This is a genomic window from Numidum massiliense (assembly GCF_001375555.1).
In the GTDB taxonomy this organism is placed as follows: domain Bacteria; phylum Bacillota; class Bacilli; order Thermoactinomycetales; family Novibacillaceae; genus Numidum; species Numidum massiliense.
Map to the genome: position 1 here is coordinate 1226774 of NZ_CTDZ01000009.1, position 16413 is coordinate 1243186.

Here is a 16413-nt window from a genome sequence, read left to right on the forward strand (position 1 = left end):
CCGTCGATGGACGGTAATCGTCGAGTGGTATGTTATCGCATGGGTTATAGCATTTTGAGTGGGCAGCCGTTGTCGATACGATATGTTGCGCTTGATGCGAAAGGGCGCGGGATTAGAGGAAGGTGTATCCATCATGACAAACGAAAAAGTAACAGACATCTGGAATCGGCCGCTCAGCGACTTGCGCATCTCGGTGACCGACCGCTGCAACTTCCGCTGCACGTACTGTATGCCGGAGGAAACTTTCGGGCCGGATTATCGGTTTATGCCAAAAGAACAGTTGTTATCATTCGCGGAAATTGCACGCCTCGCGCGTATTTTTAACGTGCTCGGCGTAAAAAAAATTCGCCTCACCGGCGGGGAACCGCTGTTGCGCAAAGACCTGCCTGACTTAATCCGCACGATTAGCGCCATCGACGACAACCTAGACATCGCGCTGACGACGAACGGCACGTTGCTCAAACGATTGGCAGGACCGCTGCGGGAAGCGGGATTACAACGCGTCAACGTCAGTTTAGACACGTTGGACGAGGACTTGTTTCATCGTTTAAACAGTCGACACACGACGGTTAAACAAGTGCTCGCCGGCATAGAAGCCGCTGCGCAAGCGGGGCTGAAGGTAAAAATTAATACCGTCGTGCAAAAAGGAGTCAACGAAGACAGTATCGTGCCGCTAGCGCGTCATTTCCGCGGTAGTGGGCACGTCCTACGCTTTATCGAATATATGGACGTCGGCAATTCGAACGGCTGGGACTTACAACAAGTCGTGCCGAAAAAAGACATCGTCGCCCGCATCGACGCGGAGATGCCGCTCGAACCGATCGCCGCCAACTATTACGGTGAAGTCGCGTCGCGTTACCGCTACGTCGGCTCGGACGAAGAAATCGGCGTCATTTCTTCAGTGTCTGACACGTTTTGCGGGTCATGTACGCGGGCGCGCCTCTCGGCAGACGGGCGGCTGTACACCTGTTTATTCGCAACGGAGGGCACGGACATTAAAGCGCTGTTACGTTCGGGTGCAAGCGACGACGAATTGGAACGCGCCATTCGCGACGTATGGCAAAAGCGGAACGATCGTTACTCCGACGAACGCGCCGCGCAAACCAATCCCGCGAAGCAACGGAAAATTGAGATGTCGTACATCGGGGGGTAGCGAACGACCGCGCTATAAAAAATTGGGGGAGAACTTTTGAACAAAAAGAAAGTACGGGGATGGAAGCGACAGTAGTTGACCGCCTCACCCCTGCGCGTTTACTTTTCTTAATTTTGGTTAAATATCTATAGTTTCTGCAGTTTCTACGAAATAGTAACGCATACATCAATGAGGGCCACTGCCAATTCATGTTTATGGGAAAACGATTGAAGCCGCGTTGCATCGAGAAGTATTCGAAGAAACCGGATTAAAAGTGACGGAAATATTGCATGAGACGAACCGCCATGTGTATACGTATAACCATACTGCAATCGAGGGGCTAACGCCGTTTTTCGTGTATCAAACGATGGAGGGCCCTGTCGATTCAATCGGTTTCCCGAGACATTCGATTGGTTGACGCAAGGGATTTTGGATAATTACTTGAAGTGGCGGAAAGGTGGAAGGAAGGGGGAACTTTAGCGCATGTACTATCGGCGTAAAACGTATAAAATTAAACCTGACAAACTAGAGACGTTTAACGCGTTTTTTCACGAGTATTTGTTGCCGAACCAACTGAAGCACGGGACGGAGCTGATCGGTCGTTGGGTGACAGAAGACGGTTCAGAAATCGTCGCCATCTGGAAGTATAAAGATAAAGAAAGTTATGAGCAAATCGAAGCGCGAATCCGACGAGATCCACTCCACCGACGCGCACAACAAAAACTCCAACAGCTGGGGCAGCTGTTCGAGGAGAGCAAACAAGATTTTTTGCGACCGACAGGCGATTACGTCGGGGATTCCGTTAAACGGCCCTTTAAAATGTCCGTGTCGGTTTTGGTAACGAATGACGCTGGAGAAGTGTTGTTAGTAAAAGATTGTGCGCGGACGGATACGTGGGAGCTGCCCGGTGGAAAAGTTGAGAGTGGGGAGCGGCTCGACCTCGCCGTGCAACGGGAAGTGCTGGAAGAGACGGGGGCCACCATTCGCCTTAAAGGTGTCTCAGCCGTCTATCAAAAACTGAGTGATAGTGGTAAGGTGACGGTTACGATAACGTTTCAAGCCGACTACGTTTCGGGTCACATACAACCGCATGACCCGGAGATTGTAGCTGCGGACTTTATCGTCCTTGACGAAGACAACCTTGGGCAGTACGTCACGCGCCCCCATTTGCAACTTCGCGTGTTAGACGCGATGCGCCTGCCGGTCGTGACGTTCTCCTCGTACCAGGTGACTCCGTTCGAGCTCGTCAGCCGCTTAAATGTGCGCACCGAATAACGGGTTGCGCCCATGTTAGCCGTGCAATTAATTCACCAACACAATCTATTGAAAAACACGTGCCGACGGCGGAAGTTCTCCAGGACGCAAAAGTGCTTGTCATTCCATTGCGCGATTTTAACGAGTTGCTGTTGCAATACCCACACACGGCGATCAACTTAATGCACACAATGGAGCAAAAAATTGTAGAATTGCAAGCGCGGTTGCAAAAATTAATCGCTGGAGACGTACAGCGGCGCGTCGTTCATTTTTTAACGTATTTAGCGAAGGAATTTGGTGAAAAAACTGCTGTAGGTACTATGATCGACGTGCCGGTGACGAACGAAGATATCGCCAATGTCGTCGGGACGTCGCGCGAGTCGGTCAATCGCATCTTAAACCATTTGAAAAGAGAGCATCTACTTGACATTGGGCGGCAAAAAATGTGTATTTACGATATCGAGGCGCTGCAGTAAAGAGTGAGCTAACTTTATTTTATAAAAAAAAGGGTTATACAATACAAAGCAAATGTGTTCGGTTAGCGTCTCCAAAAGACAATGCTATGATATTTGTCACAACCTGTACTTGATTGAAGAGGTAAGATATAGATTACAATACACATAAAAGAAGTGTTTGCGGGAGGACGCGTCGGTACACGATAGCATGCAATTAATGATTGGACTAGAAAAAAGGAGACGGTAACGGTGCAACTGACGAATATAAAGGCGGGACAAGAGTGGAGCGAGGAACGGTTTACGAAACGGATGTTATTTACGAACGGGGACAGTAGCTGTGCCTTCGTGTTGAATTTTCAGCCGGGGCAGGAACTGCCCGCACACCGCCACCCGGGAAGTGACGTTTACTTACTCGCACTGCAAGGGAATGGCACGTGTGAAGTTGACGGACAATCGCAACCGTTTGCGCAAGGGGATGTGCTTTACTGCAACGGCGAGGAAAAATTGCGGCTCGCAAACGACGGGGACGAGCCCTTTAGTGTGTACGTCGTGTTGAGTCAAGTGCCCGATCCCGCTTATGCGAAAAACGTTTAGTTAATTAAGCGAAAAAATCAAAGGAAAATCGGAGGTGTTGACGGTGCGAGTGCGGCGACGGCTCCGCCATGAGCGGGTAAAGATTTTGCGTCACGAAGGGTTACACCGGTTAAGCGGTCATCACCACCACGCGTTAGTGATCGCACACCGACTCATGAAGGCGGGAGGGGGCGACAGTCAATGGACGCCCCTAGAGTTGCAACAAAAGCTCCGCGATTTTTGGGATAACGGCGGCAACGAGCACTTTCGCGAGGAAGAAGAAATCTTGCTCCCGACGTACGTGCGCTACGCGGACATCGAGCGGCCAGAAGTTGTCGAGATGTTGCTTGACCATGTGGAGTTGCGCAGTATGGTGCAACTAATACTTGCCGCGGAGACGCCGCGAGTAGAAGATTTGCGCACGCTCGGGGAGTTGCTTGAAGACCACGTGCGCAAAGAAGAGCGAGTCATTTTTCCGCTGATCGAAAAGGCGATCCCGGAGGACGTACTCCGCGAACTCGGGGATGAATTTACGGATTTAACGCCAGAGAGATGAACAAATCCCTCGCACTGCCTAACTCGAAGGGCTGTGCGAGGGATTTGTTATTGTTGACAGCTGCGTACGTCAATCCCGTGGGTAGGTCTAAGCAACGCGTACAGAAAGGATGCCCCAAAGCACGGATACGTCGTGTACATACGTGTGTCTGCTAAATCGTTAGCAACTGCTGCAGGGCGTCATCCGTCAACCGCTCACCGACGAAAAACGAGCCGAATTCGGCGTAGCGTGCACTCACTTCGTCGAAGCGCATTTCGTAGATCAATTTTTTAAACTGTAGCGGGTCGTCGGCGTACAAGGTGACGCCCCACTCCCAGTCGTCGAGCCCGACGGATCCGGTAATAATTTGTTTCACCTTACCAGCGTAGGAGCGGCCGATTTTGCCGTGGCTCATCATCATGCGCTGTCTTTCTTCCATCGACAGCATGTACCAGTTGTCTTCGCCGTCGCGCTTTTTGTTCATCGGATAAAAACAGACGTGTTTCGCTTCGGGTAGAACTGGTTTCAACCGCGACTGCAAGTAGGCGTCCGTTTCCGGATCGACTTCGCCACCTTTGGCTAAATAGCTGCTCAGTTCGACGACGGAAAAATATGAGTAAGGTGAAACGGTGAAGTCGGCGAAACGCGTTTTGTTAAACTTCGTCTTAACCGCAGTCAGTTCTTCCACGGTCGGGCGCATATGTATAAACAGTACGTCGGCCTTATTTCCGACGATCGCGTATTGACCGTAACTGCCTGTTCGTTCCGGGGTGACGGCGGCAAACTGCACGGTCAGATCGCGCAACTCAGTGAGCGCTCGTTCGCGTTCAGCTGGCTCAGCAGCTTTCCACGCTTGCCAGTCGATGAGGCGAAAATCGTGGTAGGCGTACCATCCGTCTAATGTCATTACGGCTTCATTCATGTTAATCCTCCTGCTCTTCGTGTTCGCTAGTTGTCAGCTTTATCATAATACAGTCGGCTATCGATAACAAATGTCACTACTAATGTTAGCATACATACGACATAAATTTGTTGCGGAACCGTGAACGAACGTATTGACAGGGACGAAAGGGGCGGGTACAGTATACAATATAGTGAGCAGAGTTGAGATGAGAACGTGAGACGAGTGGTGTAAGAGTTGAGCCGAGCCGAGCCTTCCTATTTGTGGTGTGCATATTTTCATGTACGCCGTTCACTTTCCTTTTGTGAAGACAAACCAGGGCCGGTACGATGCCTATGGTTTTTTTATTTTTTCCACTCCATCCTTTTCATCTCTCCTCTTAGCATAAAGCAAAAGGAGGAGAAGCGCGTGATTCATCCCCAGGTGAGTGAGGTTGTCCACTTAGCACGCACGTACAACGCCATTCCCATTTGTCGCACCGTACTCGCCGATACAGAGACACCCATCGGTCTGTTTCAAAAAGTGAAGCGCTCCCGTTACGCTTTTCTGTTAGAGAGTGTCGAAAGGGGCGAAAAATGGGGGCGTTATTCGTTTATCGGCAGTGAGCCGTTTTTAGTGTTTAAAGCGAAAGACAGTCGCGTGACGGTGCGTACAGCGGCTGGCGCATCGGCCTCGACACATCAGACGGATCGCACACGCACAGCGGTTGGTGCCGCCGGCCGAACAAACGAGGTAAATCGTGCCGCGGAGCAGACAGTCCTATGCACTGATCCGATCGGCGAATTAGAGCGCATCGTCGAACAGTATAGAAGTCCGGAATACGAAGGGTATCCCCCATTTCTCGGCGGTGCGATCGGGGCACTTTCGTATGAAGCGCTTTGTTACGCCAAGAACATTCCCGTCCCCGCGGCCGATCCGCTCGCTGTGCCAGACGTGCACGTCATGTTGTGTAGACGGATGCTCGCCTTTGACCATCTGACGAACCACGTCATCGCGATGCAATTGCTCCACGTGCCGCCTGCGGCGGACGACGCGCGTATGGCGCAGCTTTATGAAGAAACCGTAAGTGAGTTAGTAGCGTGGAGTGACGGTGTGCTCCAGTCACAGCGACGGGGGGCGCACGCTTTCCCGTCAGGCCGTGCGGCGCAAACCTCTGTACAAGCGCCACTTTCGTATCGGTCAAACGTGACGAAACAGACGTTTATGGACAACGTCGTGCGCGCAAAGCAGCACATTGCGCGAGGCGAGGCCGGGCAAATTGTGCTCTCACAGCGGCTCGAAGCAGCGGTGGAGGCGGCGCCGTTTGACGTCTACCGGGTGTTGCGCACGATTAACCCTTCCCCGTACATGTATTTTTTAGCGCTAGATGAAGAAACGGTCGTCGGAGCTTCGCCGGAGTCGCTCGTCAAAGTGAGCGGGGGGGTCGTCGAAACGCGGCCGATTGCCGGGACGCGCAAACGGGCGGCGGATCGCGACGAAGATGAGCGGTTGGCCCGAGAACTTTTGCAAGACGCGAAAGAATTGGCCGAACACGCGATGCTCGTCGACTTAGGAAAAGGTGATCTCAGCCGCGTGTGTGATGCGGAAACAGTAGAAGTCACGCAATCGATGGCTGTGGAGCGGTATTCACACGTGATGCACCTCGTATCGCGCGTGAGCGGTCGTCTGAAGAGCGATCTTGGTCCTTTTGCCGCGCTGACGGCGTGCATTCCGGCTGGGACTGTCTCGGGGGCGCCACGCGAGCGGGCGATGCAAATCATCGCTGACATCGAGGGGGAACGGCGTGGCATTTACAGCGGCGGTATCGGTTATTTGGCGTTTTCCGGCAACATCGACTTGTGCATCGCAATCCGCACGATCGTTTTTAAACATGGCAAAGCGTACATCCAAGCAGGAAGCGGGATTGTCGCTGGCTCCGTCCCGGAAAACGAGTATGAGGAAAGTTTAAATAAGGCGCGGGCGCTGTTGGCGGCATTGGCACAGGCGGAACAGATGTACCAACGAGAAAAGGTCTAGCCCCGTTCTACCCATTACGCGAAGTACCGGTATACGGACGGTAGCTTGCCGAACGTCAAGCAGGAGCGAGTGTTTTAGTACTTATAGAGGTGAATTTTTTAGAGGAGCTGAGCTGAGATGATCCATACGTATTTAAGGCGAGTGATTGCGGGGGAACATTTGACCCGCGTCGAGGCAGCAGAAGTCATGCGACAATTAATGGAAGGAACTGTTACTCCTGCCCAACAAGGGGCCTTACTGACGGCACTACACATGAAAGGCGAAACGGTCGAGGAACTGACGGGATTTGCGGAAGTGATGCGTCAACACGCTGTGCCCGTATCGCTCGGCGAAGACGAGGCGGTAGACACGTGTGGCACAGGCGGCGACGGTGGCAAAACATTTAACGTATCGACGGCGACGGCCATCGTCGCCGCGAGCCTCAGCGTGAAAGTGGCCAAACACGGCAACCGTTCGGTGTCGAGCAGGAGTGGCAGTAGCGACGTGTTGGAAGCGCTCGGCGTCGAAGTGCAACAGACGGCTACAGAAGCCGCGGCAACCTTGCGGCAACTCGGCATTTGCTTCATGTTTGCCCCGCAGTTTCACCAATCGATGCGACACGTCATGTCGACGCGCCAACAGTTAGGATTTCGCACCGTCTTTAATTTGCTCGGACCGCTGACGAATCCGGCTGGGGTGAAGCGGCAGTTGCTCGGTGTTTACGACCGCGCACTGACCGAACCGCTCGCCCGCGTGTTACAAGCGTTAGGCAGTGAACGTGCGCTCGTCGTCGCGAGTGAGGACGGGTTAGACGAAATATCGGTTAGTGCGACGACGCAAGTGAGTGAGTTGTGTGACGGGCAGGTCCAAACGTACCACCTAGAGCCTGCGCACTTCGGTTTGCCACAGCATGAGCTAACTGACGTCGCTGGCGGCGACCCCACAGTAAATGCAGCTAGTATACGGGCCGTTTTTGCGGGAAAAAAAGGGGCGGCGCGCGATATCGTCGTCGCCAATACAGCAGCGGTGCTGTATCTGGCAGAGCGTGCCAATAGTTTGCGCGAAGGCGCGCGGTTGGCGGAACAGGCGCTCGACGACGGGGCAGCTGCCGCCAAATTGAACGAAATGACTGCGTATACGGGAGGAGAACGCCATGTTTCTTGAACGGATTCTTGCAGTAAAAGCGCAAGAAGTCGCTCAGCTAAGGGGCGATTCCGCGTTAGTACAGGACAGCGCGCCCGCTAGCGATCCCGCGTCTGCACACAGTCCAGCGTTTATCCGTTCATTCGAGAGTACTGCCACCTCCGAGAGTACTGCCGCCCGAGCAAAGCGACCTAGCTTGGCAGAAGCACTTGCTCAAGGGCCGGACGGATTCGGGTTAATCGCCGAAGTAAAAAAAGCGTCGCCGTCAAAAGGGGTGATCCGACCCGACTTCGATCCAGTCGCCCTCGCCCGCGCGTACGAGGCTGCAGGGGCGCAAGCGATTTCGGTGTTGACGGACCGTCACTTTTTTCAAGGGGACATCGGCGATCTCGTCGCGATCCGCGAACACGTCCGTGTACCGCTCTTGCGCAAAGATTTTATTATCGACCGTTTGCAAATCGACGAGAGTGTGCGGGCAGGGGCAGACGCCATATTACTCATTGCTGCAGCGCTTGGCGATGCGCAGCTCGCCGACTTGTGCCAGTATGCGAGGCGGTGTGGGTTGGACGTGTTGTTGGAAGTGCACACCGCACGCGAGGTGGCGGCAGCGCTGCGGGCGAAACCGAACGTCATCGGCATCAATAACCGCGATTTACACACGTTTGACGTGTCGCTCGCAGTAACCGCCGAGCTGGCACCACTCATAACGACCGGAATCCCGGTCATAAGCGAAAGCGGCATCAGCCGTCCAGAAGATGTTGCCGCATTGAAAGATCTAGGGGTATCCGGCATGCTCGTCGGGGAATTTTTCATGCGGCAGTCGGATGTCACAGGCGGCGTACGGGCGTTGTGTGGCCCTTCCACTACAAGTGCGAACGCGAGTTTTACTAGTGCCAGCACAAATGTGAAAGGGGGGGCGGCGAGTGGTGGCAAGTGAACAGGCGAAAAACGCGGCAACTGTTCAGAAGGCCGTGCCGGCGCTCGGGCAAGTGAACCGAACGACGATTAAACTTTGCGGCTTCCAGACAGAGGAGGACGTCGCCGCCGTACACGGCCTATCGGTGCAATACGCCGGTTTTGTCCTCGCCCCGAGTAAGCGGCAAGTGACAGTCGAGACGCTCAGCAGGTTAGTTGTGGCCTTGCCGCCAGCGGTTATCCCCGTCGCCGTCACGGTTAACGCGAGTGACGCCCACATCGAGGCGGTCATAGAACAGGCGGACGTCCGAGCGTTACAGCTGCACGGCGACGAATCTCCGGCCAGGTGCCAAGAACTGCGCGCCCGTTACGGGTGTGAGGTGCAGCTCATTAAGGCGCTGCCAGCGCGTGGACCGGAGACAGTTACGGCGATCGCGGCTTACAGTAGGGTCGTCGAAAAAGTTCTCGTCGACGCGTACCAGCTACACGCACGCGGTGGGACGGGACGCACGTTTCAGTGGGGGACAATTCCGCTGTACAAAGAGGCGTGCCAGCGTGCGGGGAGCCAGCTGTTGATCGCCGGCGGCCTCCACGCGGACAACGTGCGGGCGTTAGTGCGACAGTATGCGCCGGATGGGGTGGACGTGTCGAGCGGCATCGAAAGTAGCGGGCGCAAATCGGCAGCGCGGATGAAACAGTTTGTCGAAACGGTACGTAAAGCCGAACGAGCGGGTGCGTTTTAACTTTGGTTTGTTTTAAACGTCGGCTTGTTTTAATGGATTTGTTTTTAATCGGAAGCTTATATTTTGTACGGGAAAGGTGAGGCGACGATGACAGCGAAGATGACGGAAACGGCAACGAACAAGACGACGGCAACTTCAACGATAACGGAAACCCCTGACGCCCACGGCCGCTTCGGCCGTTTCGGCGGGCGCTACGTTCCGGAAACACTGATGAATGCGCTCGCGGAGTTGGAACGCGGGTTTCGCCAAGCACAGCAGGACGATGCCTTTCAGCGGACGTTACACGATTTGCGCCGCCACTATTCCGGACGACCGACTCCGCTCTACTGCGCACGCCGCCTGACGGAGATGTACGGCGGGGCACAAATATATTTGAAGCGTGAAGATTTAAACCATACCGGTGCCCATAAATTGAATAACACACTCGGGCAAGGGCTTCTAGCACAGCGGATGGGCAAACGGAAAATTATTGCCGAGACGGGAGCGGGACAGCACGGCGTCGCCTCGGCGACGGTGGCGGCGCGCCTCGGCATGTCGTGCAAAGTGTTTATGGGCGCCGAAGACATTGAACGGCAAGCGCTCAACGTGTTTCGTATGGAACTGTTAGGCGCCGAGGTGATTCCTGTCCACTCGGGGACGGCAACGCTCAAAGACGCGACGAACGAGGCGATTCGCTATTGGGTCAGTCACGTCGATGACACGTTTTACTTGATCGGGTCGGTCGTCGGCCCCCATCCGTACCCGCAAATCGTGCATGAGTTCCAGCGCGTCATCGGCCAAGAAACGCGGGCGCAATGTTTGGAACAGCTCGGGCGCTTGCCCGACCACGTGTGTGCGTGCGTCGGGGGCGGGAGTAACGCGATCGGTATGTTTTCGGCATTCATTGGCGACGATGTCGCCTTGCACGGCGTCGAGGCAGCAGGGAAGGGGATTGAGAGTGGGGCGCACGGCGCGGCCTTGTCTGAAGGGACCCTCGGCGTCATCCACGGTTCGCTAACGTATCTCTTGCAAGACGCACACGGCCAAATTCAGCCGGCCTACTCGATTTCCGCCGGATTAGATTATCCGGGCGTCGGACCGGAACACGCGTATTTGAAAGATAATGGCCGTGTACGCTATACGGCGGCAACCGACGCTGCTGCGCTTGCGGCAGTGCGCGCCTTGTGTGAGACGGAAGGCATTCTCCCGGCACTCGAATCGGCGCACGCCGTGGCGGAAGCACTCCGCCTAGCACCTGAACTGTCGCCGGAGGACGTCATTGTCGTCTGTCTTTCCGGGCGCGGGGACAAAGACGTGCACACGATTCACACGGCACTGACAGAAGGAGGTGGGGGACAATGAACCGATTGGGTGAGAACCGCATCGCACGCGCCTTTCGCATTCATGCGGGAAGCACACGTGTCCGCCCGCAGCCGCTGTTAATTCCGTACGTGACCGCGGGCGATCCGACGCCTGAAGTGACCGTTGAATTAATTGAAACGTTTGCCGGAGCGGGGGCAGACATCATCGAACTCGGCGTGCCGTATTCCGATCCGCTCGCCGACGGCCCAGTCATTCAAGCAGCCTCGGCGCGCGCTCTCGCCGCAGGGACGACACTCAGCCGCGTCCTCGACATCGGAGCTGAAGTACGCCGCCGCGGGGGTCGCGCCGAGCAAATACCGCTTATTTTATTTACGTACGTCAATCCGGTGCTAGCTATGGGGATCGGACAACTGTGTGAACGCGCGGCGGCGGCTGGCTTTGACGGCTTGATCGTCCCCGATTTACCGCTCGAAGAGGACGACGAGTTGCGGCAAGCTGCCGTGGCTAGTCATCTCGCGCTCATCCCGCTCGTCGCGCCGACGTCTCGGCAGCGGGTAGAGCAGATCGTCGCTCGAGCAGAAGGGTTCGTCTACTGTGTGTCTTCTCTCGGGACGACGGGCGCGCGCGAATCGTTCGCCCCGGAAGTTAGCCGATTTTTGCAAGACGTGCGCCGCTTAAGTGCCGTTCCTACCGCTGTCGGCTTCGGTATATCCAAGCCAGCACACGTACGTGCGTTTGCGCCGCATGCGGACGCCGTCATCGTCGGCAGTGCGATCGTGCGCGAAATCGAGCGCCTCGGCGATGCCTTACGCGATCCCGACGATAAAAAACAGGCACACGAACAGCTCGCGGCATTTGTCAGATCGCTAAAAAGTGAGGTAAACTAGATAAAAAGACTAGAGGAGACGACAAATGCAACCAAAACGTTCTGTACGCGGCTTACCTGTGTATCGCCCGGGGAAGTCGATCGACGAAGTAAAAAGAGAATACGGTTTGCGGCACGTCATTAAGATGGCCTCAAACGAAAACCCCGCCGGCTGTTCGCCGTACGTCGTGGAAAATTTGCTGCCGTCCAGTAATAGCGGCCAACAGCTAGCATTATATCCAGACGGTGAGATGCGCGAATTGCGTCAGACGGCGGCGCGGCATTTACGAGTTGAACCTGAGCAGCTCATTTTTGGAAATGGATCTGACGAAATCATTCAAATTATCGCCCGTTGTTTTCTAGAGCCGGGGATGAATACCGTCATGGCGCAGACGACGTTTCCCCGCTATAAAACGAATGTGCAGATCGAAAATGTCGACGTCGTAGAAATACCGCTCACAGGCGGCACGCACGACCTCGAGGCAATGGCCGCCGCTGTTAATGAGCGGACGAAAATCGTTTGGGTGTGCAATCCGAACAACCCGACGGGAACGATCGTCACACACGACGCGCTCGTCCAGTTTATCGATCGTATCCCTTCGTCGACGCTCGTCGTCCTCGACGAAGCGTATGCCGAGTACGTCGCCGACGAACACTATCCGCGCACAGCCGAGTTACTGGCGAACTACCCGAACGTCATCGCGTTACGGACGTTTTCCAAAATATACGGGCTCGCCGCGCTACGCGTCGGCTACGGAATCGCCCAGCCAGAAATTGTTAGTGAGTTGAACCGCGTGCGCGAACCGTTTAACGTCAACGCGTTAGCCCAGCGTGCCGCCCATTTGGCGCTGCGCGATCAGTCGTTCGTGCAAGCGTGCCACCGCGCCAACCTCGCCGGTCTCGAACAGTTGACGACGGCTTTTACGCGGCTGGGACTATCGTTTTATCCGCCACACGGCAACTTCGTGTTCGTCGATACGGGCCATCCGGCGAGCGACGTCTATACGTCTTTGTTACAACAAGGGATCATCGTCCGCGCGGACGATTCGTGGGGTTGTCCGACGGCGATTCGAGTCACCGTCGGGAACGAAGCGGAAAATGCGGCCTTTTTGAACGCATTTGAACAATTTTTACAGGAACGAGGCCAAGAAAAAAGTAGATGAAGGCAATGGATCAAGTAACCGTCATCGGAGTCGGACTGATCGGCGCATCGCTCGCCCTCGCGTGGCGCGAGCACGGGCTGTGCGTCGTCGGTTACGACCAAAACGAACAAAGTGTTAGACAAGCTGTGGCGCGCGGCGCCATCGACCGCGGGGAAACAGAGCTCGAGCGTGCGGTGGCCGATGCCGACGTCATCGTTTTGAGTACGCCGGTACATACGATTCGCGCTTACCTCGCCCAGCTAGCAGCACTTCCACTCAAGCCGGGGGCGATTGTCACCGACACGGGTAGTACAAAGGCGGAACTCGTTCGTTTCGCCACACAGCTTAAATGGGGCGATGCCGTCTACATCGGTGGCCATCCGATGGCCGGCTCCCACCGTTCCGGCGTTAAGGCGGCCCGCGCGCATTTGTTTGAAAACGCGTATTACGTGTTAACGCCGACTGCGGATACGCCGCGCGAAGCGGTACAGCGCCTGAGCGACTTGTGCGCGTTGACACGGGCAAAAGTGATGCTGCTGGACGCTGTGACTCACGACCGGGTGATGGCGGCGATTAGTCATTTCCCACATGTGTTAGCGGCGCTTCTCGTCCGGCAGGTTGGGGAGTACAACGAAGCAAACGACGTGTACCACCGCTTAGCGGCAGGGGGCTTTCGCGACTTGACGCGCATCGCCTCCAGCGACCCGGTCATGTGGCGCGATATTACGTTATCGAATCGGGAGATGCTACTCGAACTGTTGGACGATTGGGAACGGGGGATCGCGCAGTTTCGCCACTTGCTTACGCTAAGAGAAAACGATCAACAGCGCGAGATCGAAGCGTTTTTCCGCAGTGCGAAACGATATCGCGATGAACTACCGCAGCGTAAACACGGTTCACTGCCACGCGTGTACGAGTGTTACGTCGACGTAGAAGATACGCCCGGCATTATTGGCCAAGTAGCCACCCTGCTCGGAGAGGCGGATATTAGCCTCGCCAACATCGGCATTGTCGAGAACCGGGAAAATATCTCCGGTGTCCTACGCCTTTCCTTTCAACAATCGGCCGATTTTACACAGGCGGTGGCGGTACTAAAATCGCATGGCTATACTGTGTACGAACCGGATGCAGAAGTAGTGGAAAAAGGACGTGAGCTGTAGGTGTGGAGGGATGTACGGGACGATGCAGGAAAATGTTTGTCTCGAATCGTGGCATAACAGGAGGCGCTCTTGTCACGATTGCGGACCACATACGGCTCGCCAGCGCGATCCGCGGCCAAAACGTGTTGAAAGGACCGTTTTGGCCGCGTTTTGATTGGATGAATAACTTTTGTCTCCAAAAAAACTAGTAACTTTAAAAAATTGTGTTGACAACGTGATAGCGCTTACGTATACTTAAATCACAGTATGGTTTCTCTCCACTCCTATCTACTAATGTTTTACGTTTCAGCCACCACGACATGTGGTGGTTCTTTTTTTTGTCTTGGGACATACGTTGGAAAAAGAGAGCTTCTGGCTTATAGGTGAAGGGGGCATCGCCGTGCTGACGAAGCAACAATTACACTGGTGCGGAGAGTACTTATTTGTCTTTACAGCACTCCTCATATTAAAAGTGGTTCTTTTTCCTCTCGTCCTCTGGTGGTGGTTTACGCCAGGCGATTTGCCAGCGACGTTGCAAGAAATGACGTTGCTCATTTTTAGTGTCATTGGCATCGTACTATTAGTCGCACTCGGTTCGATTAGCCGTCATCGCTACCGTCTAACCTTCCTGCAGCTCGTAACGGCGTTCTTTGTTTTGAACGCGCCACTTTTACTCGCCTCGTTTATCCCTGCCACCGCGATATACGCTGTCTGGTGGTGGCGCGTCATCGGCGACGGTGTCCAGCTGTGGTGGCCCGACGTGACCACTGTCGTCGCACCCTTCATGTGCCTCGTGAGTGTTGTTGTCGTCTGCGCTGGGCGGCACGTGTATGTGCGAGACGAGCGAATCGCGCCATTGCGCGTGCGCGACGAGCGTGTTCGATCGGTACGTGAACGCAACCGTTGACGCCATTATTCGTTATCCGGGGGCAGTATATTTGTTACAATAGACGTGAGGGCGGACACATCGCCCGATCTGCGCTTTACTGTCAGGGGGAAATACTTTTGGGACAATGGGAACAGACAATGCAACAAATTGAGAGCCTCTTAGCGGAAGGCGAATATGAAGACGCGTTACATAAATTAGCGACTTGTGAGCACTTGGCAGCTGGTTCAGTGGACAAGCTGCTTGCGTTAGGGGAACTGTACGTCGAATTAGGGCACGTCGAACAGGGTGAACGATTGGCTGAAGACGTTCTCGCACGCGATGATACGTGTGCCGCCGCGTTGGCGCTAAAAGGTGACATCGCCTTACAGCGCGGAGACGGTTTTGCCGCCGTGCACGTGTTGGAACAAGCGCACGCTCTCGCTCCGCACGATGCGATGATCGTCGTCGCCCTGGCGGACGCTTACCTTGCGGTCGACATGGCAGATGCCGCCTGTGCGCACTTAACGGAGCTAGTGCAGCAAAATCCGGGCTCCCCTTACTACTTACTCGCACTCGGGACTGCCCAGCTGGCGAGTGGGCAAGCTACGGCAGCGGTGGAAACTTTAACAGCCGCCTACGCGTTAGAAGAAGGAGAAGGAGATCCTGATGTACTGGCGATGTTAGCTGAGGCACTCGTTGCAGCGGGAGAATGGGAAGCAAGCATTCCTTATTTGGCAGAGGCCGAGCGGCTGCAGCCGGAAAATAGCGAACATGCGTTAAAACGGGCGTCGCTCCTCTTTCACCTCGGCGAGTTAGAGGAAGCGGTTGAACTGCTGACTCGCCTCGTAGCGAAAGACGGCGACAACGTCGACGCGTTAACGGCATTAGGCGAAGCGAACTTAGCTTTAGCGCGCTTTAGTGAGGCAAAAAAAGCGTGGCGCCGCGTGTACGAGCTCAACCCCCATCATACGGACGCCCTATTTGCACTCGGTCGGATCGCGACGCATGAACAGCAGTACGAAAAAGCGATCGATTACTACGAACGGGCGCAATTCGAAGGCGACGAGCGCGTCGATCTCCTACTCGGTATGGCGGAAGCGTATCAAGGGATGGAAGAGTGGTCAGAGGCGCTCCGCTACTACAAGCAAATTAGCAGCGACCGAGCGGGTGGAACTGAAACACTTCCCGCAGGCATTTACCGGGAAATGGCACACTGCTACAAACAGTTAGAGGCGTTTGCCGAAGCGGTTAGCTGTTTGCAAAAAGAAGCTGCACAAACAGACATTCCCGACACCTCGCTACTCAACGAGCTCGCGGATGCACACTTGTTAAACGGCGAGCGGCGCGAAGCGTGTAACTGCTGGCAGCGATCGCTCGCTCAAGATCCGACCCAGTGGGATATTGCCGACTTGTACGAACGCAACTGTGATGACGTATAGGGAGATTCGCAC

The 16413-nt window shown here is 55.0% G+C and carries 17 protein-coding genes; 16 read left to right on the forward strand and 1 reads right to left on the reverse strand.

Features of this window, described 5'->3' with window-relative positions; all coding sequences use genetic code 11:
• The first annotated feature begins 133 nt into the window (after positions 1 to 133).
• The 6 genes from moaA to BN1247_RS06305 all read left to right on the forward strand — a co-directional run bounded on the left by moaA (position 134) and on the right by BN1247_RS06305 (position 3970).
• Positions 134 to 1153: a GTP 3',8-cyclase MoaA gene (gene moaA, locus BN1247_RS06285; protein ID WP_054949622.1), complete on the forward strand. Its 1020-nt coding sequence runs from the start codon at positions 134 to 136 to the stop codon at positions 1151 to 1153.
• A 205-nt stretch (positions 1154 to 1358) separates the two neighbouring features.
• Positions 1359 to 1550: an NUDIX hydrolase gene (locus tag BN1247_RS17055; protein WP_261796061.1), complete on the forward strand. Its 192-nt coding sequence runs from the start codon at positions 1359 to 1361 to the stop codon at positions 1548 to 1550.
• 65 nt (positions 1551 to 1615) lie between these two features.
• Positions 1616 to 2407: an NUDIX domain-containing protein gene (locus tag BN1247_RS06290; RefSeq protein WP_054949623.1), complete on the forward strand. Its 792-nt coding sequence runs from the start codon at positions 1616 to 1618 to the stop codon at positions 2405 to 2407.
• A 92-nt stretch (positions 2408 to 2499) separates the two neighbouring features.
• Positions 2500 to 2862 carry a Crp/Fnr family transcriptional regulator gene (locus tag BN1247_RS06295; protein WP_054949624.1) on the forward strand — a complete coding sequence of 121 codons (363 nt, stop codon included), beginning with the start codon at positions 2500 to 2502 and terminating at the stop codon, positions 2860 to 2862.
• Positions 2863 to 3090: 228 nt separating this feature from the next.
• The gene (locus BN1247_RS06300; protein WP_074011062.1) at positions 3091 to 3435 is read left to right on the forward strand and encodes a cupin domain-containing protein; all 345 of its coding nucleotides are present in this window, start codon (positions 3091 to 3093) and stop codon (positions 3433 to 3435) included.
• A 43-nt stretch (positions 3436 to 3478) separates the two neighbouring features.
• Entirely contained in the window at positions 3479 to 3970 is a 492-nt protein-coding gene (locus BN1247_RS06305; protein ID WP_231633172.1) for a hemerythrin domain-containing protein, read from the forward strand.
• 151 nt (positions 3971 to 4121) lie between these two features.
• On the opposite strand, the gene hemQ is transcribed toward BN1247_RS06305, so the two are convergent.
• A complete protein-coding gene (gene hemQ / locus BN1247_RS06310; protein WP_054949625.1) occupies positions 4122 to 4871 on the reverse strand; it encodes a hydrogen peroxide-dependent heme synthase in 750 nt (249 codons plus the stop codon).
• Between the two features lie 387 nt (positions 4872 to 5258).
• Between hemQ and BN1247_RS06315 the strand changes: the two genes are divergently transcribed.
• From BN1247_RS06315 to BN1247_RS06360, 10 genes are all read left to right on the forward strand, one after another.
• Entirely contained in the window at positions 5259 to 6866 is a 1608-nt protein-coding gene (locus BN1247_RS06315; RefSeq protein ID WP_054949626.1) for an anthranilate synthase component I family protein, read from the forward strand.
• A 117-nt stretch (positions 6867 to 6983) separates the two neighbouring features.
• Positions 6984 to 8009 (forward strand): anthranilate phosphoribosyltransferase, encoded by a 1026-nt coding sequence (gene trpD / locus BN1247_RS06320; RefSeq protein WP_054949627.1) that lies wholly within the window; start codon positions 6984 to 6986, stop codon positions 8007 to 8009.
• The gene (trpC, locus tag BN1247_RS06325) at positions 7999 to 8925 is read left to right on the forward strand and encodes an indole-3-glycerol phosphate synthase TrpC (RefSeq protein WP_082415818.1); all 927 of its coding nucleotides are present in this window, start codon (positions 7999 to 8001) and stop codon (positions 8923 to 8925) included. Before trpD ends, trpC begins: the two co-directional genes overlap by 11 nt.
• Complete coding sequence (locus BN1247_RS06330; RefSeq protein ID WP_187119736.1) at positions 8915 to 9646, forward strand: phosphoribosylanthranilate isomerase; 732 nt, start codon at positions 8915 to 8917, stop codon at positions 9644 to 9646. Before trpC ends, BN1247_RS06330 begins: the two co-directional genes overlap by 11 nt.
• A 99-nt stretch (positions 9647 to 9745) precedes the next feature.
• The gene (trpB, locus tag BN1247_RS06335) at positions 9746 to 10987 is read left to right on the forward strand and encodes a tryptophan synthase subunit beta (RefSeq protein WP_054951530.1); all 1242 of its coding nucleotides are present in this window, start codon (positions 9746 to 9748) and stop codon (positions 10985 to 10987) included.
• The gene (trpA, locus tag BN1247_RS06340; RefSeq protein ID WP_082415819.1) at positions 10984 to 11835 is read left to right on the forward strand and encodes a tryptophan synthase subunit alpha; all 852 of its coding nucleotides are present in this window, start codon (positions 10984 to 10986) and stop codon (positions 11833 to 11835) included. Before trpB ends, trpA begins: the two co-directional genes overlap by 4 nt.
• Before the next feature lie 25 nt (positions 11836 to 11860).
• Positions 11861 to 12976 carry a histidinol-phosphate transaminase gene (gene hisC / locus BN1247_RS06345; protein ID WP_054949629.1) on the forward strand — a complete coding sequence of 372 codons (1116 nt, stop codon included), beginning with the start codon at positions 11861 to 11863 and terminating at the stop codon, positions 12974 to 12976.
• A 5-nt stretch (positions 12977 to 12981) separates the two neighbouring features.
• Positions 12982 to 14115 (forward strand): prephenate dehydrogenase, encoded by a 1134-nt coding sequence (locus BN1247_RS06350; protein ID WP_074011288.1) that lies wholly within the window; start codon positions 12982 to 12984, stop codon positions 14113 to 14115.
• Positions 14116 to 14449: 334 nt separating this feature from the next.
• Positions 14450 to 15001, forward strand: coding sequence for a hypothetical protein (locus tag BN1247_RS06355; RefSeq protein ID WP_187119737.1), 552 nt, complete (start codon positions 14450 to 14452; stop codon positions 14999 to 15001).
• A 98-nt stretch (positions 15002 to 15099) separates the two neighbouring features.
• Positions 15100 to 16401 (forward strand): tetratricopeptide repeat protein, encoded by a 1302-nt coding sequence (locus BN1247_RS06360; protein ID WP_054949632.1) that lies wholly within the window; start codon positions 15100 to 15102, stop codon positions 16399 to 16401.
• Positions 16402 to 16413: the final 12 nt, after the last annotated feature.